Below are 24,268 nucleotides of genomic sequence, written 5' to 3' on the forward strand. Positions count from 1 at the left end.
GGATTATATAGGCAGGCTAATATTAAAACTAGTGTTATTAGGTGATGATGTAAATTTAATGGTTCCTTTATGGGCTTCTATTATACTTTTAGATAGGGTTAAACCAATTCCAGAACCGTCTTTGCGAGTGGTAAAATAAGGAATAAAGACATTGTCTTTTATTTCATCGGAAATACCAATACCATTGTCATTTACCGTTATATAGGTTCGGTGTTCTTTATTTTGATTAATTTCAATTGTTAGTATGGGGTTTTCAATTCCCTCTAGAGCATAGATACTATTCGATATTAAGTTGATTAATACTTGCTCCAATTGCTGTTTATCTGCTAAAACCTCTTTGTTTACATTTGTAAACAGGTTTGTTTCAATGTTTTTTGATTGAAATTCACGGTTAAAAAGTTTTAATGTGTTCTCTACAAGCAATACCAAATCGAATTCTTCTTTATTTGGAAGCGGTAATTCAGCTAACTTTCTATAAGTATCAACAAATGAGGTTAAATGTTTTGAACGTTTTTTAATAATCTTTAATCCGAAGGACAATTCTTCAAGAGCATCTTCATCGACATCTTCCTGAATTAAATCGTCTAAATTTTCAGCTAAACTACTTATAGGTGTAATTGTATTAATGATTTCATGAGACATGACATTCATTAATTTGTACCATGCTTCTTTTTCTTTTTTATCGATTAATTGTTGAATAGTTTCTAAGGTGACAATTAAATATTGATATTCGTTTGTTTGAGTAACAGAAGTTTTTAAGAAGAAATTTTCTTCTTTATCGTTAATAGTGAGTGAAATTGTATGCTTTAAAAAACGCCAATCTGTTATTAATTGGTTTAAATTTCCAATTTTACTTTGTAATAATTGCCAGTTGTAGAATTTAGGAATCTGTAAAAAATCAGTAAAAGCTTTATTTAACTGAAATACTTCAGTAGTATTATTGTCATTCTTTCTTAATATAAGTACTCCAATACTTAAGCTTTCAAGAATATTAGTAAAGATTAAGGTTTCAGAAGAGTTTTGTAAACTTAACTTTCGATGTTTTTCTAATAGTAATGCTGTTTTGTTATGTAATGAATTCTTTCTCTTTTCTTTTGAAATAGTATTTGAATAGTCATTATGCAATAAGCAATCTATTGATTTTTCGATATCAGCAAATAATTTCTTTAGATAATCAATGAATAAAAACAACTGAAAACATAGAATTAAGAAAAATCCTAATGTATTGGCAAATAAACTATTGCGATATGTGTAAAACACGATTATTCCATTAACAAGAATTAATAGAATACGAACGAAAATTTGTATGATTTGTGATCTGCTCAAAATATTATAGTCCAAATTTTTCCAAGCGTCTATATAATGCAGCTCTTGTTAAACCTAAATCTTTAGAGGCTTTTGATATATTTCCTTGATGTTTATTCATAGCCTGTTGTATCAACATTTTTTCTGTTTCTTCGATATTGAGATTATCACCTAAAGATACGTTCATTTTTTTAGTTGAAAAATGCAAATCTTCTAATTGAATGGTTTCGGCATCTGTAATAATCACAGCGCGTTCAACAATATGTTCAATTTCTCGAATGTTTCCAGGCCAATGATAAGATTTCATGGCTTGAATGGCATCCTTGGAAAAGCTAACTATACTTTTTCGATACTTTTTTGTTAGTTTTTGTAAAAAGTGATTGGCTAATAAAAGTACATCTTCTTTTCGATCTCTCAATGGTGGTAAATCTAACTCTATAGTGTTAATTCTAAACAGTAAATCTTGTCTAAAAGTTTGTTCATCAACCATATCATGTATTGGTGCATTGGTTGCGCAGATAATACGTACATCAATATCACGTTCTTTTCCTTCACCTAATCTTGTAATCTTTCTATTTTGAATAACCGTAAGTAGCTTTGCTTGAAGGTGGAGAGGAAGATTTCCTATTTCATCTAAAAAAATAGTTCCTCCTTTTGCTAATTCAAAACGTCCTAAAGTATCTTTTTGAGCATCTGTAAAAGCTCCCTTGGCATATCCAAACAATTCACTTTCAAATAAGTTTTCATTTAAAGAACCTAAATCTACATGAATAAAAGGATGGTTTTTTCTGTTAGAAAGTAAATGAATTTCTTTGGCAAAAACATACTTTCCAGTTCCATTTTCTCCTAATATTAAAATGTTAGCATCTGTAGGTGCCACTTTTTGCATTAGTTTTATGGCAGATTTCATTGCAGGTGAGCTACCTATAATATGTTCTGTTTGTTGGTGGAAATCCTTATCTTGTTGCTTTTGCACGGTACTCAACTGTGTGGCTTTACGCTTGGTTCGGGCCAATTCAACGCCTGCATTAACAACACCGTATAGTTTTTCTGTATTCCAAGGCTTTAGAATAAAATCTGTTGCTCCTTGTTTAATAGCTTCTACGGCCAAATTCACCGATCCAAAGGCTGTCATTAGAATAACGGTAGTTTCAGGGTTTAGATCTTTTATGTGTTTTAACCAATATAAACCCTCTTTACCATCTTCAAAACCAATGCGATAATTCATATCTAGTAATACAACATCAATACTATTACTTGTTATATGATTACTAATTTTCTTAGGATTGTTCGCGGTAATTATTTCTGAAAAATATTTTTTTAAGCTAATTCTAGCAGAAAATAAAATATCGTCATCATCATCAACAATTAAAATGGTGGCTTCTTTTTTTCTCATACTACATAGTTAGCTAAATGTTAGAATATGAACAAAGAAATGTTCGTTTTCGTACAGTGTAATTTTTAATAAAAAACATAAAAAACTGGTTTTTAGCTACTTATAGGGTTGTTTTCTGTTGGCACATTTGTGGAATATACCAAACCAAACAAAGTGTAATTAACTATGGACAAGCAAATACAACCTAAAAACAAAAAAACAAAGAAAATGTTATTATGGGGTATACCTATTGTACTGCTAACGAGTTTGATTCTAATGAATGCAACTCGAAAAAAGCAAGTAAATATTAGTAAAGATTCAATTGCAATAAGAGAAGTTTCGGAAGGAGATTTTGAAGACGTACTTTTATTTAATAGTACGGTTGAACCAAAAACTTCAGTTTTTGTAAATGTAATTCAAGGAGGAGCAGTATCGGAAATTTTTGTTGAAAGCGGACAAAAAGTTACAAAAGGGACTCCTTTATTAAAGGTGTATAACCCTAATGCTGAATTGAACTATTTAACACAAGAAACTGCTATTGTTGAGCAAATTAACAACCTAAGAAATATTAGGGTTAATATTAAAAATCAACAATTAACCTTAGATCAGCAATTACTAAGTATTGACAATGATTTTAAAAATGCGAAGCGTCAATATGATTTAGATAAAAAATTGTTTGGAAAAGGTGTTGTTGCTAAGAATGATTATGATAAAACAACACAGCAATATCAGTTTCAAAAACAACGTAGTGGTGTTATAAAGAAAAGTGTTGCTGAAGAGAAAAAGAGTAGAGACGTTCAATTATCACGTATAAATACTTCGATAAATAACATGCAGAAAAGCTTGGAGTTATTAAGAAAAAACAAAGAAAATTTTACAGTTAAAGCACCAGTAGATGGTTTATTGTCTTCGTTCAATCCGACTTTAGGAGAGAATTATAACCAAGGACAAAACATTGGGAAAATAGATGTTCTTGATGGTTATAAATTAGTAGCTTTAGTTGACGAATATTACATTGCTAAATTAAAAAAAGATATTAGTGGGAAAGTTGCTATAAATACAAATGATTACCAAATTAGGTTGTCTAAAATTCATCCCGAAGTGGTTAATGGTCAATTTAGAATAGAATTTCAGTTTAAAAAAGATTCAATTGCTAAAGATATCAAGAGAGGAATGTCTTTAAAAAGTAAAGTATTCTTATCAAATAACAGTAAAGCATTACTAATTCCAAAGGGGCAATTTTATCATGAAACAAATGGTAAATGGGTATTTGTGTTAGACTCAAATAATAAAGCTGTAAAGAGGAATATTAAAATTGGAAGAGAAAATCCTTTCTATTATGAAGTGTTAGATGGACTTAAAGTAGGGGATAAGGTAATTACCTCTAGTTATACTGACTTTAAGGATGTTGAGCAAGTTAATATAGATTAATAAATAGATTGAAATAAGTACAAAAAGAATTAAAAAAAACAATAGAAAAAAAAATATAACGATGATAAAAATTAATGATTTAGTAAAGGTATACAGAACAGAAGAAGTAGAAACAACAGCATTAAACAAATTAAGTTTAGAAGTAAAAGAAGGGGAATTTGTTTCTATTATGGGAGCATCAGGTTGTGGTAAATCAACACTATTAAATATTATAGGTTTATTAGATGCACCAAATTCTGGAAGTTATGATTTTGACGGAATAGAAGTAGCTAATTTTTCTGAAAAAGAACGCGCAAGTTTGCGTAAAGCCAATATTGGTTTTGTATTTCAAAACTTTAATTTGATTGATGAACTTACAGTGTTTGAAAATGTAGAATTACCATTGATTTATAATAATGTAAAATCTTCAGAAAGAAAACAGAGGGTTTCTGAGATTTTAGAACGTATAGGAATTGCACATAGAGCAAAACATTATCCGTTGCAATTGTCTGGAGGACAGCAGCAAAGAGTAGCAGTAGCGAGAGCATTGGTAACGAATCCTAAACTAATTTTAGCAGATGAGCCTACTGGAAATTTAGATAGTAAAAGTGGAAATGATGTAATGGAATTATTAACGGAACTTCATGCTACTGGCGCTACTATTATAATGGTAACACACTCTTCTTATGATGCAAAATTTTCATCTAGAATAATCACATTAAAAGACGGAGAAATTGTTTCTGAAAAAAGAAATGAGCATAAGGTAGATTTACTAGTTCAATAAAAATATAATCCATTAAATACTTGTAAAAATGATACAAACATGGTTTAAAATATTTTTTAGGAATAGTAAGAAAAATTGGCTCAATATTTTAGTGAATATCTTAGGGTTAACGCTTGGTTTCGCTGGATTGTTAATCGTATTGCTGTACTTAAATGATGAGAAAAGTTATAATGCCAATAATCCTTATAAAAATGAAGTATACAGGGTAGTTCATAAAATGTCTAATGGAGATATTTGGTCTACAAGTACGAATATAGAAGGTCCAACTTATAAAGAAGAAATTCCAGAAGTAGAAAGTTTTTATTTATGTAATAGTTGGTATGATGATGCCTTGGTTAAGGTTAAGGGAAAAGATGTTTTTACACAAAACATATTACAAGGTGAGCCTAATTTCTTTCATTTTTTTCCATTCGACATCGTTGAAGGAAGTGCAGAAACCTTTGAAAAGACTAGAAACAATATTGCAATTTCAGATAAGCAGGCAAAACAATTTTTTGGAGATGAATCTGCTATTGGAAAGACAATAAGTTTTTATAAACGCGATTTTATTATAACTACGGTTTATAAAATTACAGGGAAGCATTATTTTATGCCTGAAATTCTAATGCAGTTTAAAAAGACTCCAGAGGGACATTGGGGGAATTTCACCAACAACTTATTTGTTAAGCTATCTAAAGGTGCTGATGCTACAGCTTTTAATAGTAAAGTAAAAGACATATGGCATAAACATTCTGTGTTACCTGCTTCTAAAAGTATGGGAATTACTCCAGAAGAGTTTAATAAAAAATATGGAACTGAAGCATATGTTGAAGCAATAGAAAGCATTCGTTTACAAACTAAATCTAATGATGCTGGACCAGAAGGAAAAGGGAATTTTCAGTTGATACTTATTTTGATTGGTTTGTCAATATTATTAATTGTTATTTCATGTGTGAATTTTATCAATTTATCCATTGCTTCTGCAACACAAAGGGCAAAAGAAGTTGGAGTGAAGAAAACCTTAGGACTATCTAAAGTTTCATTAGTGAGACAATATACGCTTGAAATTGTTGCACAAGGTATTGTAGCATTTTTACTATCGCTGATTTTAGTAGAATTAATACTACCATCCTTTAATGACTTTATGAATAAGGATATTTCGATATTACAATTGAGTTTATTGTCTAAACTAGCCATTCTAGCGTTTGTTGTTTCCTTGGTAATTGGTAGTATTCCAGCATTTTATTTGTCAAAATTTAAATCTGTAGAGGTTTTAAAGGGAAATATATCAAGAAGTAAAAAAGGTGTATTTGCTAGAAATCTAATGTTAGGGTTACAATTTTTAATCTCAGGTTTCTTTCTTACAGGATCTATCATTATTAATAAGCAGGTAAACTATATGATGAATAAGGACTTAGGATTCAATGGAGATCAGGTGGTAATGATTTCTTTAAATAAGTATGACGATAGATATAAAAATTACCTTTTAGCAAAGCAAGAACTAGCGAAGCACTCCAATATTGAAGATGTTACGAGTAATTCCTTCATTATAGGTGGCGGATCTGCCAATTCAACGAATTTTTCTTATAAAGATGTATCTGTTCAAGCAAACTCAAATGCAATTGATTACAATTATCTAGATGTGATGAAAATAGATGTAGTCAAAGGAAGAGGTTTTCAAGAAGGAATCGCATCTGATACCATTAAAAATGTTTTGATCAATGAAACTTTGGCCAATGCTTTAGGTATAGCTGATGATCCGATAGGAAAGAAGGTTGACGCTGGTTTTGGAGGAGAGGATAACGATGGAAAAAACTTACAAGTAATAGGAGTTGTTAAAGATCATCATACAAGAGGACTTGTTAATAAGATACCACCAACTTTTTACTTTCACTGGAATAGCTTTGATTGGATGAAACAAAATTTTTGGAAGATTCAATTAAAAATTAAACCAGATAATGTACAGGAAACCTTAACGTTTATTGAAGATTATTGGAAAGCAAACATTGAGCAAGGATATCCTTTTAATCCACAGTTTGTAGATAAGCGTTTTGCTAGAACCTATAAGAGATACGAAAAACAGCAAACCATATTTTTCATTTTAACTTTTGTAGTGATTCTTGTATCTCTATTAGGATTATTTGCCTTGGCTACACTAACTATTCAGCAACGATTAAAAGAAGTAGCAATTCGTAAAACACTAGGGGCATCCATCAAAGAAATCATGTATCAATTGATAAAGAGTTTCTTAAAGATTACATTAATTGCCTCTTTTATTTTAATACCGGTAGCGTACTATTTTATGCAAAATTGGTTGGAGAATTTTGTTTATCGAATTGAAATGCCATTGATACCGTTTATTATAACACCAATTGTATTAACCATTTTAGTATTTATTGTAGTAGGTATAAAAGCATTTTATGCTACTAAAGTAGATTTGATTAAGTATTTAAAATTTGAATAGCTATGTTACAGGTTTGGTTTAAATTATTCTTTAGAAATAGCAAGAAAAATTGGTTAAATACAATCATTAATATAAGTGGATTGACTTTAGGATTGTCTGGATTATTAATTGTATTGCTTTATATCAAAGAAGAAAAAAGTTACAATCAATGGAATCCAAATAAAGAAGAGGTATATCGAGTAAATATTAAAAAACCACGAACTGGTGAGGTTTGGTTTACTTGTAATCCTGGAATGTATCTTACCTATCCAGAAAAGATTCCTGAAGTAACGGAAGCTATCATGGTAAACCCGTTTTATAGAAGTAGAACCGTTCAGTACAAAAAATCTTTTGAGTACAACGATAAAACAACAATAACAGATCCACAGTTTTTTAACTTCTTTCCATTTAAAATTTTAGAAGGATCTGTACAAAAGTTTACTGAAACAAGAAACTATATAGGGTTATCAAAGGAGTATGCTAATCGCATTTTTAAAAGGGATAAAGCTGTTGGTAATACCGTTAAAATTGATGGCGAAGCTTATCATGTTGCTTGTGTTTATGAGATCCCAAAAAACTCTCATCAGGAGCCAGATTTATTAATGCAGTTTGACAGTCCGTTTGAAATTCATTGGGGAAATCATAATAATGAGCTTTTTTGTAGAATTACGAAAGGTGCTGATATAGAGTTGGTAAAGAATAAAATGAACCAAATCATTATAGATGCTCATAAAAGGATGGCTTTAGAAGAAGGAGTAACTCTTGAAGAGTTTGAAGCAAAGTATAAAGCGCCATCTATACTTTTAGATAAATTAGATACAATTTATTTACATAGCACAGCCAAAAGGGCGGGGCCAAGTGGTACTGGGAATTACCAACTTTTAATGATATTGTTAGCCTTGTCTATATTGTTAATCGTAATTTCTTGTGTGAACTTTATCAACTTATCTTTAGCTTCAGCAGGTCAAAGAGCTAAAGAAGTAGGAGTGAAAAAGACTTTAGGGCTATCTAGAAAACAGTTGTTATTCCAATATGCTTTTGAAGTGGTGTTACAGGGTTTAATTTCTTTTCTATTTGCATTGCTTATAGTAGAATTGATACTACCATATTTTAATCAATTTGTAGGAAAGGATATTTCAATACTTCAGTTTAGTTCTGTGTTTACCATACTCATTACAGCGTTATTATTGGCTATTGTTATAGGTTTAGTATCTGCTATATACTTATCTAATTTTAAAACTATAGAGGTATTAAAAGGTAGTGTTTCAAAAACAAAAAAAGGAAACTTAGCTAGAAATACAATGTTAGGACTTCAATTCTTGATTTCTGGGTTCTTTATTATTAGTGTATTAATTGTAAATAATCAGATAAGCTATATGATGGAAAAAGAATTAGGTTTTGACAAAGAATATGTGATGTCCGTTGATATGTATAATATTGATAATAAGTACAAAAAGTATCAATTAATTCAAGAGGTGTTAACAAAAAATAAAAATATTTCTGGAGTTACTTCAAGTATGTTTGTACCAGGTGAAGGTTTTGTAAATGGAACTTCTTTGATTCATAAAGTAAATGATATCAGATTTAATTCTGCCTCTAATATTGTTGACTATAATTATTTAGATTTTGCTAAAATTAAAGTTTTAAAAGGAAGAAATTTTTCAAAAGAACTGGCATCTGACTCTTTAAGAATTATTATCAATGAAACTGCTGCGAAAGAATTGGCTATTTATGACAAGCCTATAGGAGAAAAACTAAACCTAGGATGGACAGATGATAATGCTCCTGGTTTTGAAGTAGTAGGTATGGTGAAAGACTATCATTTTGATGGTTTTGATGCTAAAATAGCACCAATGTTCTTTGTTCTTTGGAATAGTTTAGATTTTCCAGATTCTTGGATCCCGGCAGTTCAGTTTAAATTAAAAGCTCAAAATATAGATGAAACAATTGCCGAAATAGAAACCTTTTGGAAAGCAAATGTAGATGCTAAATATCCGTTTACCTATGAGTTTTTGGATAAAAAGTTTGCTAGAACCTATGAGAAGTTTAAGAAGCAAGAAGCCATGTTTTTAATACTATCTATTATTGTAATCACAATTTCTCTCTTAGGTTTGTTTGCTTTGGCTACGTTGACAATTCAACAGCGTTTAAAAGAAGTAGCTATTCGAAAGACTTTAGGAGCCTCTGTAAAAGAAATAATGTATCAATTGATAAAGAGTTTTTTAAAAACCACTTTAATCGCTTCGTTTGTTCTAGTTCCAATAGCCTATTATTTTATGCAGAATTGGTTGGAGAATTTTGTTTATCGAATAGACATGCCATTCATTCCGTACCTAGTAACACCTCTTATATTGAGTGTGTTAGTTGTTGCAGTCGTAGGAACAAAAGCTTTCTATGCGACTAAAGTTGATTTGATTAAGTATTTAAAATTTGAATAGCTATGTTACAAGTTTGGTTTAAATTATTTTTTAGAAATAGTAAAAAGAACTGGTTAAATACCTTAATCAATATTGGAGGTCTAACACTTGGGTTAACTGGGTTAATTATAGTCTTACTTTACTACAATAAAGAAAACTCATATGATAAATGGAACCCTTATAAAGATGTTGTTTATAAAGTTGGACATTCATGGCCAGATGGTCAAACGTATGACGATACAACACATCCAGAAGGACCTAAAAGTACAGAGGTTATTCCTGAGATTGTAGATTATATCTCGATGCCTTCTTGGTATAATAGCTCTTTGTTAAAGGTAAATAATAAAACAGTTTATGCCACAAAAATAGTCTATAGTACTCCTAATTTTTTTGAATTCTTTCCGCATAAAATTGTTGAAGGTAGTAAGAAAGACATATTAAGCTCTAAAGATTTTATTACCATTTCTTCAGAAATTAAAAAGAAACTATTTGGTTCTAAAAAAGCTCTTGGTAACCTTATTACCTTCGGAAAAAAGAACTACACTGTTTCAGGAGTTTTTGAAGTAGAGAAACCATCAACTATTGAACCAGAAGTAGTTGTATGGGATATGGCTAATAAGAACATGGTGAATAACTGGGATTCATTCTCTAACCATACTTACTATAAAATAAAAGAAGGAGCAGATATAAAAGAGGTAGAGAAAAAGCTCCAACAGGTATTTATTGATAATCTACATAAGGCTAGTGCCGATAAAGAAGGAATGGCTCTACATGAGTACTTAGAAAAGGAAGCTTCAATTCCTTTTTTAGAAAAACTAAATGGATTACGATTACATGCGAGAGGAGATGTTGGACCTTTGGAAGGGAAAGGGAATTACTTGTTATTATTAATAATGATGGGACTTTCAGTGTTTATTATCATTATTTCAAGTATCAATTTTATAAACCTTTCGATAGCTTCAGCCAGCTTAAGAGGGAAGGAGGTAGGAATTAAAAAAACTTTAGGGATTTCTACTTTAAATTTTACGTTACAATATGTTTTAGAAATAGTTATTCAAGGATTTATCGCTTTACTATTAGCTTTATTAATTACTGAATTAATTTTACCAAGTTTTAATACTTACTTTAAAACCGACCTAAGCCTTAGTAATGCCAAATTAATTAAGCAAATAAGTCTTTTAACTTTTGTGATTTCTGTATTTATAGGAAGTTTATATGCGCTGTATTTACATAAGTTTAAAACTATTGAAGTTTTAAAAGGAAATTTTTCTCGAAGTAAAAACATGGTATTGTTAAGAAATGTCATGTTAGGATTACAGTTTATTATTTCCGGTTTTTTCTTAGTAGGAGGTTTGGTGGTGTATCATCAAGTAAGCTATATGAATTCTAAGGATTTAGGATTTTCTGGAGATCAAATATTAGTAGTGAATTTTGCAAACAATGCGCGCAAATGGGAACGATATCAGCTCGTTAAAAAAGTATTTGGGAATAACCCTAGTATCATATCAATTTCTGCAAGTATGACTTCTCCAGGGGCTGATAATGACTTTTCAAACGGAGTATCTTACAAGGATAAAAATGTTGACACCAAATTTATCCCTATGGATTATGGTCATATAGAAATGATTAAAGCAGATATGAAATATGGACGAGCATTCTCTGAAAAATTTGCTTCCGATAGTATAAATGGAATTATTTTAAATCAAACAGCTATACAACAATTAGGTATAGAGAATCCAATAGGGAAAAAAGTAAGAACTTTTGATAAAGAATGTACTGTTGTTGGTGTAGTAAAAGATTATCATTTAGATGGCTTTGATAAAAAAATTAAGCCAGTTTTCTACTTACACTTTAAGTCAATTCCATGGTTAAAATACAGTTTAAACTCAGTACATTTTAAGATTAAAGAAGGTGAAGAGGAAAAAGCAATTGCTCAAATAGAAAATTTCTGGAAAACAGAAATCGAACCTGGATATCCATTAACTTATGCCTTTGTAAATAAAGCTTTTGAAAAGACTTTTGAAAAGTATAAACAGCAACAAACGCTGTTTGGAGTTTTAACTCTTGTAGTTATTTTAGTGGCTTTATTGGGGTTATTTGCCTTGGCAAGTTTAACCATTCAACAACGATTAAAAGAAGTAGCCATTCGTAAAACGCTCGGTGCTTCTGTAAAAGAAATTATGTTTCAGCTCATTGTTGGTTTTGTAAGAAACGTATTAATAGCAACTATATTTTTAATTCCATTAGCGTATTATTTAATGCAAATATGGCTTGATAACTTTGCGTATCGTATTGAAATGCCAATACTTCCATATATTATTTCACCAATTGTTCTAATTTTGTTAGTAATCATTGTTGTTGGAGTAAAAGCATATAATGCAACAAAAATTGATTTGATTAAATATTTAAAATTTGAATAAGATGAAAACAAAGCACCTAATTTTTAAAATATTGTTGTGTATTCCTTTATTAGTAGGCGCACAGAGCAAAACTTTTACGGTTGAGAGTTTTAAAAAGGTTATCGTGAGTCCTCATATAGAAGTAACGTTTAAAAAAGGAACTCAAGAAAAGGTAGAGATTATTGAAAACCATTCCGCGCTAAATATTGACGTAAAAAGTAAAACACTGCATTTGTATTTAAATGATGCTAAAATTACTTCTCCAACAAAAAAGATAAAAGTTAATGGAGCTACTCAAAAAGTCCCTATTTATAGAGGAACTTTGGTAAAGGCTGTTGTTACCTATAAAGATGTAGAGACCTTTTCTTTGAGAGGAGAAGAAGACTTTCTATTTAAAAGCCCAATCGACCAAGATAAATTAACTTTAAATGTATATGGGGAATCAAAGGTGGTTGTAGAGAAAATGACTCTAAACAAATTGAAAACAACCCTTTATGGAGCTAGTAAGTTTATAATAAATGCCGGAACTGTTAATGAACAAAAATATACGGTATACGGAGAAGCTAAAATCAAAGTTTCTCAAGTAAAAAGTAAGCAAACTAAAATTGTTGCTTATGGAGCTGCAAATGTAAAAGTAAATACCTCAGACCGATTGAAAGTAACCTCATATGGTGAAGCTAAGGTTTATTATAAAGGAAGCCCTAAAGTATCTAAGGGTATTGTTATTGGTGATACAACTATAGAAGCTTTATAAAAAGAAAAAGGAGTTCAATTTGAACTCCTTTTTTTATGTTTATTATTGTTTATTTTCTATCCATTTACGGGCATTAACAAAAGCTTCTAACCAAGGAGAAACTTCATCCTTTCTACCATCAGGATAATTAGCCCAGTTCCACTGGAAAGTAGAACGTTCTATATGTGGCATGGTAACTAAGTGTCGTCCAGTAGTATCACACATCATCGCAGTATTATAATCTGAACCATTAGGGTTATTCGGATATCCTTCATAACCGTATTTAGCTACGATATTGTAATTTTCTTCTGCTTCTGGTAAATTAAACTTTCCTTCACCATGAGAAATCCAAACTCCCAATTCAGTTCCTGCTAATGTAGATAGCATTACAGAGTTATTCTCTTGTACCTTCACTGAAGTAAATGAACTTTCGTGCTTCTTAGAATCATTGTGAATCATTTTTCCATGAACTTTGTGTTCTGGATTAATTAACTCTAATTCCATCCATAATTGACATCCATTACAGATACCAACAGACAGGGTGTCTTCTCTTTTAAAGAAATTCTTTAAAGCAGTATTGGCCTTTTCATTATATAAAAATGCTCCAGCCCATCCTTTTGCAGACCCTAAAACATCTGAATTAGAGAATCCTCCTACGGCACCAATGAATTGGATGTCTTCTAAGGTTTCTCTACCAGAAATTAAATCGGTCATATGCACATCTTTTACATCAAATCCAGCTAAATACATGGCATTTGCCATTTCTCTTTCAGAATTCGACCCTTTTTCGCGAATAATAGCGGCTTTAGGTCTTTTACTGATGTTCCCAACACTATCACTTAATTTTCCTGTAAAGTGAGTAGGGAAGCTGTATTGTAAAGGTTGGTTTTTATAATTATCAAAACGATCTTTTGCTAAACCATTTGCAGTCTGCTTATTATCTAATAAATACGACGTTTTATACCAAGTGTCTCTTAATTGAGAAACAGGTAAGGCAAATACATCAGCGTTGTTCTTAATATTTAATCTATCAGACTCAGTAACCATACCAATTTTAAAGAACTCGATATTATTGGTATTAAATACTGCTTCAACAGAATCATCAGCTTGGAATACAATTCCTGAATTTTCAGCAAATAATAATTTAATACTGTCGTTTTCACTGATTTGAGATAAATCAATATTTGCTCCAATATTTACATCAGCAAAACACAACTCTAATAAAGTGGTTATTAAACCTCCTGAGGCAACGTCATGACCAGCTACAATTTTATCTTCTTTAATTAAATTTTGAATTACATTAAAGGTAGATTTAAAGAAGTCGTTATTGGTAATAGTAGGAGTAGAGTTTCCTATTTTATTTACAACTTGTGCAAAAGAACTACCTCCTAATTTATAGGCATCTTGTGATAAGTTGATATAATAAATACTTCCTTTATTAGGTTTTAATACCGGTTCTATTACTTTAGATATGTCGTTGCAATTTGCTGCAGCTGAGATAACTACTGTACCAGGAGAAATTACTTCTTCATTAGGATACTTTTGTTTCATTGATAAAGAATCTTTCCCTGTAGGAACGTTGATTCCTAAATCAATTGCAAAGTCAGATATAGCTTTTACAGCTTTATATAAACGTGCATCTTCGCCTTCATTTTTACATGGCCACATCCAGTTGGCAGATAATGACACCGACTGTAAACCATCTTTTAAAGGAGCCCATACTATATTAGATAATGCTTCAGCTATAGAGTTTTTACTTCCAGCTTCAGGAGCAATTAGTCCAGAAATAGGAGAGTGCCCAATAGTTGTTGCAATTCCTTCTTTTCCTTTATAATCTAAGGCCATAACACCTACGTTGTTCAAAGGAATTTGTAACGAACCAACACATTGTTGCTTAGCCACTTTTCCTCCAACACATCGGTCTACTTTATTGGTTAACCAATCTTTACAAGCTACTGCTTCTAACTGTAATACTTGCGCTAAATAGTTGGTGAATTCCTCTTTGTTATAGCTAACCTCATTATAGTTTCTATCTACCGTTTTATCGGTCATAATGGTCTTAGGAGAGCTTCCAAACATGTCTTCTAAAGCCAAATCCATTGGCTTGTTTCCATTGGTTTTAGATTCAAAAGTAAATCTGTGATCTCCTGTAACATCTCCTACAGTATACATTGGAGAACGCTCACGTTCTGCAATTCGGTTTAATGTTTCAATATGTTTTTCTGCAATTACCAATCCCATTCTCTCTTGAGATTCGTTTCCAATAATCTCTTTATCAGAAAGGGTTGGATCTCCAACAGGTAATTTGTCTAAATCGATATTTCCTCCAGTATCTTCTACTAATTCAGATAAACAGTTCAAATGCCCACCAGCACCATGATCGTGAATAGAAACAATAAAGTTATCTTCACTTTCAACCATTCCACGAACTGCATTTGCAGCACGTTTTTGCATTTCTGGATTTGAACGTTGTACAGCGTTTAACTCAATTCCTGTAGAGAACTCACCAGTGTCAGCTGAAGATACAGCTGCACCTCCCATACCAATACGATAATTTTCTCCTCCAAGAATTACAATTTTATCTCCTTCTTTAGGAATATCTTTTAATGCTTGTTCTTTTTTACCATAACCAATACCTCCGGCTTGCATAATTACCTTATCAAACCCTAGTTTCCTGGCATCTTCCTCATATTCAAAAGTCAATACAGAACCACAGATTAAAGGCTGTCCGAATTTGTTACCAAAATCAGAAGCTCCATTAGAAGCTTTAATTAAGATATCCATTGGAGTTTGGTATAACCATTTACGTTCATCCATGCTTTGTTCCCAAGGACGATTTTCTTCTAAACGAGAATAAGAAGTCATATAAACAGCTGTTCCTGCTAGTGGTAATGATCCTTTTCCTCCAGCTAATCTATCACGAATTTCTCCTCCAGAACCTGTTGCAGCACCGTTAAAAGGCTCAACAGTAGTAGGGAAGTTGTGTGTTTCTGCTTTTAAAGAAATTACTGATTCAAATTCCTTTGTTTCATAATAATCAGGAACATCAGCACTCTTAGGAGCAAATTGCTCTACTTTAGGACCTTCTATAAAAGCTACATTGTCCTTATATGCTGAAACAATATTATTTGGATTTTGCTTTGACGTTTCTTTTATTAATTTGAATAGGGAAGTAGGTTGCTCTTCACCATCAATAACGAAAGTTCCGTTAAATATTTTATGTCTACAGTGTTCGGAATTTACTTGAGAAAAACCAAATACCTCAGAATCTGTTAACTTTCTTCCTATTTTAGTTGAAACCTCTTCTAAATACTTAATTTCTTCCTCACTAAGCGCTAGTCCTTCTTGCTCGTTATAGCTAGCAATATCTTCTATTTCAAGAATAGCCTCAGGTTGAATATCAATCGTAAAAGTATCTTGATTAAGTCCATTAAATTTTTGAGAAATCATAGGGTCAAAATCAGAAAAAGCTTCGTTTACATTTTCAAACTCTTCAATTCTGATAATTCCAGAAATCCCCATATTCTGAGTTATTTCAACTGCATTGGTACTCCATGGAGTAATCATTGCTGCTCTTGGGCCAACAAAAAAGGCGTCAAGAGACGCCGTGTTTATTTTAGGTTGGTTTCCAAATAACCAAGTAAGTTTTGAAATTGTTGCGGTAGTTAATTCTTCTGTTGTTTGAACAGCAAAAACTTTGCTGTTTGTGTTTCCAAAGAAATGAATCATTATAGTTGTGTTTGTGTTGTTGTTTTAAAGGCGTAAATTTAGTTGTTTTACTTGAATTAAAAGCATAAAAAAAGCAGTAAAATTAATTACTGCTTTTTTATATATAAATAGTTTAAACTATCGTTTATTTTAATTGGTTTTTCAAGAATTCGCTCTCAAAATACATTTCAGTTTCAAACTTATTTTCTGATTTTAAAGGTAAAACATCTACATGTTGTTTTGCAGAAACATAAGCTCTAGAACTTACTCCTTTAATTTTATCTAAGATTGTTTTTAAGATTACTTCGTTTTCATCTCCAAAAGGTAAGAAGTTATTCCAGCTTTCGAATTCATTTACTTCAATGTTAGCAGCAAAACCGTTTGTATAATCACTTTGATCTAATTTGTTAAAAATTTGGAAAGTAATTGGTTGCATTGCCATTTTGTGTGTAGAATTTGCCTGAGACTTATCTGTAAAATCAGAAGCAGGAGCATCATATAAAGTAATTGAACCTACGTTTTTACCATAAGATTTTGTTCCAACAGTTACTACATCAATATAAGGTCTTAATCCGTTAATAATCATCTCGCTTGCAGAAGCCGTACTTTCTGAAGTAATTACATATATTTTAGAAAGTCCAGTTAATCTATTTAAAGGAATGTCTTGACCTTGTAAGTAATTTCCTTGTGCATCATATTGGTAAATTCCACTTAAGAAAGGTAATGTAAATCCTCTACCAGTATGTTTTTTATTATAAACAGTCTTAGCAAAAACTTCTGAATTTGCAGTACCTTCACCATGAATCATACTTGCTAAATAACCACAAGAAAGAACAGAACCACCTCCATTATAACGGAAATCTAAAATTAATTCTTGGATTCCAGCAGCTTTAAATTCACCGAAAGCATTATTCAAATCTTTATCATAAGAAGATCTAAATCCACTATATACTAAGTATCCTACTTTTTTACCATCTACATCATCAAATACCTTCTTAACGTGAATAGCATTATCATTTACCTCTCTTTTAGTAAGAGTTACTTTAGATTTTTGAGTAACACCATCATTTTCTCCAAGAATAAATTCTGCGTTATCTTTAAAGTAATCTTGGATTACAGTTTGGTAGTTACTAGTTGTAAAAACTTGATTATTAATACCAATAATAACATCTCCACGTTTTAAACCTTTTTCAGCGGCTGGAGAATCCTTAGAAACATGTAGTACTAAAAGTACAATGTTTGTATTGTTTATTCTTAAAGGTTTTGGTCTAAAACCAAAAGAAGTACTCGTTCCTTGGAATGCTTTTTCTTGCTCTACATAGTCTTCAATAAACCAAGAAAAACGATCTACTGTACCTTTTTGATATAATAATGATTCGAAAAGTTTTTGAGGTGTATCAAACGTGTTTAAATAAGTGTTATAGTCACTTGTTTTGTCATCTTTAGTATCGGCTAAGTTAGGAACTTGTTCTTGCCAATTATACCATGAATTCATGGCTTGCCATGTAAAATTATTTACAGGATTTTTCAATGCAACAACTTGTGGGTCTGGAGTTGCAACATTATCATCTTTACTACAACTAACTAAAAAAACGGTTATCAAACCTAATAATAAAACTCTTTTCATAATATTAATTTAACTATTATAATACAACAAGTTAAAACATATATACCCTACTTTGGGTCTATATTTATTCTATCTCGTTCTATTTTTCCTTTTTTTACTGCTTTATAACTTTCATAACAGTTCAGTACAGCCTCAATTAACTGTAAATCACTTGCTTTTTTAATAAAATACTCTGAATAATTACAATCTCCTAAGAGTTTGTTTAACTCAGCTCTATCCATTTCTAAATACTCCATCATTACCTCTCTATCAAACTTACCAGCGAGCATTTTCCTTAAATCATCTTCTTTTTTAAGCTTTTTTAGCTTTTTAAGTTGTCCTGGTTTTTTACCAAATAGATTATATACTAAATCTACTGGATTTAATATTTGGGCTAGAGGAGACCTTATTTTTTGAGGACGGCCTACTTCATATGTTTGAGGTAAACCATTAATATGTATTCTTGTAAACCTGTCTTTTGGTACTTGCTTTACATCTACTTCTAAAACACCAATTAACTTTGTAGATTTTATGACGATTTCTTTAACTTCTTCTGGTTTTTCTGCTAATGATATGATCACTTCATTTCCTTTTAATAAATCATTCGTTACTTTCAATTTAATTGAAGAAAAACCTAAAAAAGATACTAAAACAGTATCATTTGCCTTTGCTGTTAATTCAAATAAACCCTCCTCATTAGTTATCGTTCCAACTACGGTATTTAAATTTAAAACATGTGCTGCACTTAGAGGACTTTTCGTTTCAGAATGTACTACTTGTCCTTTCAATTTACTTTGTGCTTGTATTGCAATACTAAAGAGTATAGCTACAATAAATAATAGTTGTTTTTGCATGATGCAATAATAAGTATATTTATAATGATAGTCGATAATATTCTTAAAAGATTACCAATTTGATTATCAAATATTGTTCCAGTTTTATAAATAATTGAAAATAAAACAAAAAAAACCCACTCAAAAAATTGAGTGGGAAAATTGCTATGAAAAAGAAAATTAGGACGTCTCCTAATTAGTTGTAATATAGTGATTTTTTTTCAATCTACAAGATATAATATGTTTTTTTCTATTTGTTTTTCAGTATAAACTCTAATTTTTAGTTGTAAAAAGAGGTTTTTATACGGTAACTTTTTTATTTTTAATAAGTTAAGAGTAATTTAAAGAAATCGAATATTACCTGATTTTCCCAAGTTTTTTTAAAGTACCTAATGAAAAAACAAAAAATATTCCAACAAAACTCAATAAATATCCTCCATATTTATCTTTATTTCCTCTAATAAAATAGGGTTCACCGTTCATATCTATAAATTGTACGGTTTTATTAAGTCTTAAATCTCTGTTCTTTTGAAAGGGAGTTTCATCATCATGATAAATGATTATTTCATCTCCAATTTTTAACTTATCTAATTGTTCAAATTTGGGACTAAAATCTCCGGTTTCTTTTCCTATGTATAAATCAAAAATTAGCGAATGTTCTGTAAGATGTATGTATCTATGATCTCTTTTCTTTAACTTATCAAAGGTTGTATCATAAAAATCAATTTTTCCTTTGACTTGAGTAAAATCTGTCTTTTCTTTATTTCCTCTGATGGATAAATAAATAAATAAATACCAAATATCGTAATGAAAATACTTGCGAATAGAGCTTGATAGAAGACCTCTCTGGGTTCTTTAACTTTCATAATAGTCAATTTTTGAATTCATAGTCTTAAGAGCCCAAAAGTAAGTAATTATTCAACGTTTAATAAAGTAAATATGCTATTTGAATAAGGTAAGAAATTGAGTAAAAAAACATCTACATAAGTGTTGTAGATGTTTATGGGGTGTTGTTGGTTTATAAATGTTGAATGATTTGAATATTATTACCACAAGTATCATTAAAAACAGCGAACTTAACGGTACCCATTGCTGTTGGTTTTACACTAAATTCAACATCAAGTTTTAAAAGTCTCTCATATTCAGAATCGACATTGGCAACGTCAAATTGTGTGTAGGGAATTCCTGCCTCCATCAACGCATCTTGATATACTTTTGAAGGTTCAAAATGGTTTGGTGCTGGTTCTAGTAATAATTCTGGTCCGTCTTGCCATTCTGGAGAAACTACCGTTAACCATCTATTACCTCCTTCTAAAGGTGCATCTTTCTTTATAATAAAGCCTAACTTTTCTGTATAGAATTTTGAAGCCTTTTCTTGATCTCTAACTGGAATACTAATAAGTGTTACTTTCATTTTTTATGTATTTATGCTATGCAAAGTTGAGAACTATATGATTAATTAACTTCTCGAAAGTTGCTGTTTTTGAAAACTTCTAGGAGAACATCCAATTTTAATTTTAAAAAGTTTACTGAATGAACCTATACTTTCAAAGCCAACCGAAAAACAGGTTTGTGTAACACTCATTCCATTCTTCAAATTTTCTTTTGCCTTTTCAATACGTTTATCAATTAAATATTGTCTTGGTGTTTGACCATAGTATCGTTTAAAAAGCCTTAACAAATGGTATTTTGAAGTAAATCGAACATCAGACAATACATCTAAATTTATTTGCTTTTCATAATTAGTATCTATGAAGTTACGAGTGGCAATGATAGATTTTATTTGTTGTTCATTTGAAAAACAATTCTTTCTTATTTCATTTATTTTTTGTTTGTATAAAGTCATTAATAGGATGTTTGTTTTACTATTAACTTTAAAGTTAGTAAATTTTAAGTAAAAATGACTGGTGGTATTCTGACGTGTTAATTCAAGTTTAAATTTGTTCTAATATCATATACACTTTTGTATGTCTTTTATTTCTGAATAGATTTCATCGAGATCAATCTCCTTTTTTCCATGTCCTGCTGTAGAAATCTTTATACAAGATTGTTGGTCTTTTATCTTAAAGTAATTGAAAAAAGAAAAAGACATAAAGGGAAAGTGCCTTATATCTGAAATTATAGCCTTTTCCAATTGTACTTCTTTTTTTATTGAGGAATTTATGAATCGAACTTGTTGAACACTTACTGTTTTGGTGTTGTAATTCAACTCGATTCTTTCAACATGAATTTTAAAAAAATGAAATAGTTTATATACTATGAAACATATATTTATTATGAGTGTATAAAAAATGATTTCATGTAGTTTAGGTTTGGATAATGTGAGTAAGCTTTCAAACAAGTTAATTAAAAGTGCTGAGAGAGGACCGTATAAAGCTAAATCGTAGATGAGCGTTTTTAAGGATATTGTTTTTCTTTTATTTTCAAATAATACTTTTATCATAATTATAGCAACATATTATGAGTCCAAGCTAACTATTTATTTGACAAAGTTCAAGGATAATAAAAACATTAATTTTAATAGTAGGCTAGGGAAGAAGTATAAAAAAACACCTACATAAATTGTAAGTGTTTTTTGTGCACATAGTGGGAGTCGAACCCACACGTTCTTACGAACACAAGCCCCTCAAGCCTGCGCGTCTACCAATTCCGCCATACGTGCGTAAACAAAAAAAGTTAAGCTATTAGGCTTAACTTTTGTGACCGGGCTGGGGCTCGAACCCAGGACCCTCTCCTTAAAAGGGAGATGCTCTACCAACTGAGCTACCCGGTCATTGTTTTGCTTATTTCTCAAAGCGGTTGCAAATATACAAGAGTTTTTTATTTCTCAAAAACTTTTTTGTGCTTTTTTTTTCTAATATTTGTAAAACCTTAATTTACAATATGAAATTTATTTTTTTAGGATACATGGCAAGTGGTAAGTCAACCATAGGAAGGTTGTTTGCTCAAAAAAGACAGCTTAATTTTATAGATCTTGATGCTTATATCGAAGAAAAAGAGGGTATAAGTGTTACCGAAATTTTTAAAACAAAAGGAGAGATCTATTTTAGAAAACAAGAAAACCTATATTTAAAAGAATTATTAAGTAAAGAAGAAGAGTTTGTACTGGCATTAGGAGGAGGAACTCCATGTTATGCCAATAATATGAATGTCATTTTAGAAAGCTCTGATACGATCTCTATATATTTAAAACTTAAAATAAGTACTTTATTTAATCGCTTGTCCAAAGAAAAGTCTCAAAGACCCTTAGTGGCAGATTTAGAGGATAATGATATAATGGAGTTTATTGCCAAACATTTGTTTGAGCGTGGTTATTACTACAACCAAGCTAATGTTATTGTAAATGGAGATGATAAAGAGGTAACGGATTTAGTAACCGAAATAAACCGCTTATTAAGTTAAATAAGCGGTTGTTTTATTTTCTTCAAATTTTACAACTACATGTTCTTTAATAGAAGTAGATAAAGAGATTCCTTTAAAATCTGCTTTAATTGGATACTTCTTATGATTTCGATTCACCAAAACAGCTGTTTTAAACCTTTTTAAAGGAACGTCTAAAAAGTGCTTTACCGCATAAATCAATGTAGTTCCTGAATGTAGAACATCATCAATCAATACTAAAGCTTTGTTTTGATATTCAGCAGCAGCTATAGAGGTTGTTACAGAACCAATAGGATTTTTCTTATCAATAGTAACTTCACAAAGAATTATTTCTATTTCCGAAATTTCTTTTAGCACTTCGGCAATTTTTTCTGCTAGCTTAATTCCTTTGTCTTTAATGCCCGCAAGAACAATTTCAGTTTCATTACTATTACTTTCATATATCTGATAAGCAATTCGTTTGATTTTTTGTTCTATTTGAAGGTTGTTTAGTATAATGTTTTCTTCAGTAATCATTAATAAAAATTTACTTTGATTTAAGTTTATTCGTCAGAAGAATCATAGTATTCATCAATGTCTCTTCTGTCTTTTTTAGTAGGTCTACCAGTTCCTTTTTTTCGGTAATAATCTTTAGAGTACTTTAAAAGCTCTGTTTTTTCAAACTCTTCTTTAGGCGTTAGGTCTTTTCTATATAAGTCTACAAGTTTCGCTCCAACACGATTTGGTGGGATGTCTAATACTCTTATTTTATAATTAATTTGATTTTTTCGTATGATAATCTCCTCATTTCCAAAAATATCTTTTGATGGTTTTAAGTTAGTACCATCTATTTTTACATGTCCTTTTTTGCATGCATCAGTAGCTAAACTTCTGGTTTTAAAAAGCCTGATACACCAAAGGTATTTGTCAATTCTCATAAGAAAAGTTAAATTTTGTCGTTTCTCTTTTTACAAAGGTATAAAAATGGTAAATTGCGCGTCAAATTCAAAAGATAAATGATAAAATTTAAACACATTTTATGTGCAGCTATAATAGGAATTGTATTATATGCTTGTGGTAGTGATAGTAATTCAGTAGCTAATTTTGATCATGCAGCTCAAGCAGTAAAGGATAATGATAGTTTAGTGAAATTTTTAAAGAATCATTATTATGATGCATCAAAAGATTCTGTAAAAGTAATTGCTAATGGAGAGACTTCATTGTATGATGATGGTAAGTTAGTTACAAAAGATGTTACTTATGAAGAGGTAGATTATAAACTGTACTATTATGTAAATAATGTAGGAGACCCTAAACCTGTAAAAGGAAATCCAACGAAAATGGATTCTGTATTGGTTTCTTATGGAGGTAAATTCGTTACAAATTCTAACTTAGGGAATACTTTTGAAAACGGTACTAATGTTTGGTTTACTCTAAGTGGAGTAATACCAGGATGGAGAGAAACTTTTATTCATTTTAAAGGAGGAGAAAATATTACTGTACTTCCTGGAGGAGCACTTACCTTTCAAGGGTTTGGAAAAGGAATTATTTTTATACCTTCTGGATTAGCTTATAGAAATAGAGGAACTAATGATTTTAGAATAGGACCTAATCAAAGTTTATTTTTCTATTTTGAATTATATGATATAATAGAAGATACTGATGAAGATCGTGATTGGGTAATTAGTTTGCATGAAGATCTTGATGGTGATGGTGACCCTCAAAATGATGATACCGATGGAGATGGAACACCAAATTATAGAGATACAGATGATGATGGTGATGGAAAGCTAACGAAAGATGAAGATGCCAATGGAGATAAAGATCCAAGAAACGATGATGCAGATAAAGATGGTATCCCAGATTATTTAGACAGAGATACACGATAATTGATATAACATTATATAAATAAAAAA

General features: G+C 30.6%; 17 protein-coding genes and 2 tRNA genes. 8 read left to right on the forward strand and 11 right to left on the reverse strand.

Features of this window, described 5'->3' with window-relative positions; translation table 11 throughout:
- Positions 1-3: 3 nt before the first annotated feature.
- Both Q0873_RS03710 and Q0873_RS03715 read right to left on the reverse strand, forming a co-directional pair.
- Positions 4-1,326 carry a HAMP domain-containing sensor histidine kinase gene (locus Q0873_RS03710; RefSeq protein ID WP_299104469.1) on the reverse strand — a complete coding sequence of 441 codons (1,323 nt, stop codon included), beginning with the start codon at positions 1,324-1,326 and terminating at the stop codon, positions 4-6.
- Between the two features lie 4 nt (positions 1,327-1,330).
- Entirely contained in the window at positions 1,331-2,701 is a 1,371-nt protein-coding gene (locus Q0873_RS03715) for a sigma-54 dependent transcriptional regulator (protein ID WP_299104470.1), read from the reverse strand.
- A 165-nt stretch (positions 2,702-2,866) separates the two neighbouring features.
- Between Q0873_RS03715 and Q0873_RS03720 the strand changes: the two genes are divergently transcribed.
- The 6 genes from Q0873_RS03720 (at position 2,867) to Q0873_RS03745 (ending at position 12,866) form a co-directional block, all read left to right on the forward strand.
- Positions 2,867-4,111: an HlyD family efflux transporter periplasmic adaptor subunit gene (locus tag Q0873_RS03720; RefSeq protein WP_299104471.1), complete on the forward strand. Its 1,245-nt coding sequence runs from the start codon at positions 2,867-2,869 to the stop codon at positions 4,109-4,111.
- Positions 4,112-4,172: 61 nt separating this feature from the next.
- A complete protein-coding gene (locus Q0873_RS03725; protein WP_299104472.1) occupies positions 4,173-4,874 on the forward strand; it encodes an ABC transporter ATP-binding protein in 702 nt (233 codons plus the stop codon).
- Positions 4,875-4,902: 28 nt separating this feature from the next.
- Entirely contained in the window at positions 4,903-7,317 is a 2,415-nt protein-coding gene (locus Q0873_RS03730) for an ABC transporter permease (RefSeq protein WP_299104473.1), read from the forward strand.
- A gap of 2 nt (positions 7,318-7,319) precedes the next feature.
- Complete coding sequence (locus Q0873_RS03735; RefSeq protein ID WP_299104474.1) at positions 7,320-9,734, forward strand: ABC transporter permease; 2,415 nt, start codon at positions 7,320-7,322, stop codon at positions 9,732-9,734.
- Positions 9,735-9,736: 2 nt separating this feature from the next.
- Positions 9,737-12,133, forward strand: a complete 2,397-nt coding sequence (locus Q0873_RS03740) for an ABC transporter permease (protein ID WP_299104475.1) — start codon at positions 9,737-9,739, stop codon at positions 12,131-12,133.
- A 1-nt stretch (position 12,134) separates the two neighbouring features.
- Entirely contained in the window at positions 12,135-12,866 is a 732-nt protein-coding gene (locus tag Q0873_RS03745; protein ID WP_299104477.1) for a DUF2807 domain-containing protein, read from the forward strand.
- Between the two features lie 42 nt (positions 12,867-12,908).
- Here Q0873_RS03745 and purL read toward each other — a convergent pair whose 3' ends face one another.
- The 7 genes from purL to Q0873_RS03780 form a co-directional block, all read right to left on the reverse strand.
- Entirely contained in the window at positions 12,909-16,574 is a 3,666-nt protein-coding gene (gene purL / locus Q0873_RS03750) for a phosphoribosylformylglycinamidine synthase (RefSeq protein WP_299104478.1), read from the reverse strand.
- Between the two features lie 124 nt (positions 16,575-16,698).
- Positions 16,699-18,180 (reverse strand): S41 family peptidase, encoded by a 1,482-nt coding sequence (locus Q0873_RS03755; RefSeq protein WP_299104479.1) that lies wholly within the window; start codon positions 18,178-18,180, stop codon positions 16,699-16,701.
- A 47-nt stretch (positions 18,181-18,227) separates the two neighbouring features.
- Positions 18,228-19,013, reverse strand: a complete 786-nt coding sequence (locus Q0873_RS03760; protein WP_299104480.1) for a carboxypeptidase-like regulatory domain-containing protein — start codon at positions 19,011-19,013, stop codon at positions 18,228-18,230.
- Between the two features lie 997 nt (positions 19,014-20,010).
- Complete coding sequence (locus tag Q0873_RS03765) at positions 20,011-20,406, reverse strand: VOC family protein (RefSeq protein WP_299104481.1); 396 nt, start codon at positions 20,404-20,406, stop codon at positions 20,011-20,013.
- Positions 20,407-20,451: 45 nt separating this feature from the next.
- On the reverse strand, positions 20,452-20,838 hold the full coding sequence (locus tag Q0873_RS03770; protein WP_299104482.1) for an AraC family transcriptional regulator: 387 nt from the start codon (positions 20,836-20,838) through the stop codon (positions 20,452-20,454).
- A 732-nt stretch (positions 20,839-21,570) separates the two neighbouring features.
- A tRNA-Leu gene (locus Q0873_RS03775) sits at positions 21,571-21,654 on the reverse strand.
- 38 nt (positions 21,655-21,692) lie between these two features.
- Positions 21,693-21,765: transfer RNA gene (locus Q0873_RS03780), tRNA-Lys, on the reverse strand.
- 110 nt (positions 21,766-21,875) lie between these two features.
- Between Q0873_RS03780 and Q0873_RS03785 the strand changes: the two genes are divergently transcribed.
- On the forward strand, positions 21,876-22,394 hold the full coding sequence (locus tag Q0873_RS03785) for a shikimate kinase (protein WP_299104483.1): 519 nt from the start codon (positions 21,876-21,878) through the stop codon (positions 22,392-22,394).
- Here Q0873_RS03785 and Q0873_RS03790 read toward each other — a convergent pair.
- Together Q0873_RS03790 and Q0873_RS03795 are read right to left on the reverse strand one after the other, a co-directional pair.
- A complete protein-coding gene (locus tag Q0873_RS03790; protein WP_299104484.1) occupies positions 22,386-22,889 on the reverse strand; it encodes a phosphoribosyltransferase family protein in 504 nt (167 codons plus the stop codon). The two genes, Q0873_RS03785 and Q0873_RS03790, sit on opposite strands and share 9 nt — an antisense overlap.
- Positions 22,890-22,915: 26 nt before the next feature.
- Complete coding sequence (locus Q0873_RS03795; RefSeq protein ID WP_299104485.1) at positions 22,916-23,290, reverse strand: RNA-binding S4 domain-containing protein; 375 nt, start codon at positions 23,288-23,290, stop codon at positions 22,916-22,918.
- A 78-nt stretch (positions 23,291-23,368) separates the two neighbouring features.
- On the opposite strand from Q0873_RS03795, the gene Q0873_RS03800 reads away from it, so the two are divergent.
- Positions 23,369-24,241: an FKBP-type peptidyl-prolyl cis-trans isomerase gene (locus tag Q0873_RS03800; RefSeq protein ID WP_299104487.1), complete on the forward strand. Its 873-nt coding sequence runs from the start codon at positions 23,369-23,371 to the stop codon at positions 24,239-24,241.
- Positions 24,242-24,268 lie beyond the last annotated feature (27 nt).

It is taken from the genome of uncultured Tenacibaculum sp. (genome assembly GCF_947498805.1).
GTDB lineage: Bacteria > Bacteroidota > Bacteroidia > Flavobacteriales > Flavobacteriaceae > Polaribacter.

What these genes read in the sequence shown, in the direction of transcription:
- Q0873_RS03800 (WP_299104487.1), top strand. Translation starts at nt 23,369, where the DNA reads ATGATAAAATTTAAACACATTTTATGTGCAGCTATAATAGGAATTGTA.
- Q0873_RS03790 (WP_299104484.1), bottom strand. Translation starts at nt 22,889, where the DNA reads ATGATTACTGAAGAAAACATTATACTAAACAACCTTCAAATAGAACAA.
- Q0873_RS03785 (WP_299104483.1), top strand. Translation starts at nt 21,876, where the DNA reads ATGAAATTTATTTTTTTAGGATACATGGCAAGTGGTAAGTCAACCATA.
- Q0873_RS03795 (WP_299104485.1), bottom strand. Translation starts at nt 23,290, where the DNA reads ATGAGAATTGACAAATACCTTTGGTGTATCAGGCTTTTTAAAACCAGA.
- Q0873_RS03715 (WP_299104470.1), bottom strand. Translation starts at nt 2,701, where the DNA reads ATGAGAAAAAAAGAAGCCACCATTTTAATTGTTGATGATGATGACGAT.
- purL (WP_299104478.1), bottom strand. Translation starts at nt 16,574, where the DNA reads ATGATTCATTTCTTTGGAAACACAAACAGCAAAGTTTTTGCTGTTCAA.
- Q0873_RS03745 (WP_299104477.1), top strand. Translation starts at nt 12,135, where the DNA reads ATGAAAACAAAGCACCTAATTTTTAAAATATTGTTGTGTATTCCTTTA.
- Q0873_RS03725 (WP_299104472.1), top strand. Translation starts at nt 4,173, where the DNA reads ATGATAAAAATTAATGATTTAGTAAAGGTATACAGAACAGAAGAAGTA.
- Q0873_RS03740 (WP_299104475.1), top strand. Translation starts at nt 9,737, where the DNA reads ATGTTACAAGTTTGGTTTAAATTATTTTTTAGAAATAGTAAAAAGAAC.
- Q0873_RS03730 (WP_299104473.1), top strand. Translation starts at nt 4,903, where the DNA reads ATGATACAAACATGGTTTAAAATATTTTTTAGGAATAGTAAGAAAAAT.
- Q0873_RS03755 (WP_299104479.1), bottom strand. Translation starts at nt 18,180, where the DNA reads ATGAAAAGAGTTTTATTATTAGGTTTGATAACCGTTTTTTTAGTTAGT.
- Q0873_RS03770 (WP_299104482.1), bottom strand. Translation starts at nt 20,838, where the DNA reads ATGACTTTATACAAACAAAAAATAAATGAAATAAGAAAGAATTGTTTT.
- Q0873_RS03720 (WP_299104471.1), top strand. Translation starts at nt 2,867, where the DNA reads ATGGACAAGCAAATACAACCTAAAAACAAAAAAACAAAGAAAATGTTA.
- Q0873_RS03735 (WP_299104474.1), top strand. Translation starts at nt 7,320, where the DNA reads ATGTTACAGGTTTGGTTTAAATTATTCTTTAGAAATAGCAAGAAAAAT.
- Q0873_RS03765 (WP_299104481.1), bottom strand. Translation starts at nt 20,406, where the DNA reads ATGAAAGTAACACTTATTAGTATTCCAGTTAGAGATCAAGAAAAGGCT.
- Q0873_RS03760 (WP_299104480.1), bottom strand. Translation starts at nt 19,013, where the DNA reads ATGCAAAAACAACTATTATTTATTGTAGCTATACTCTTTAGTATTGCA.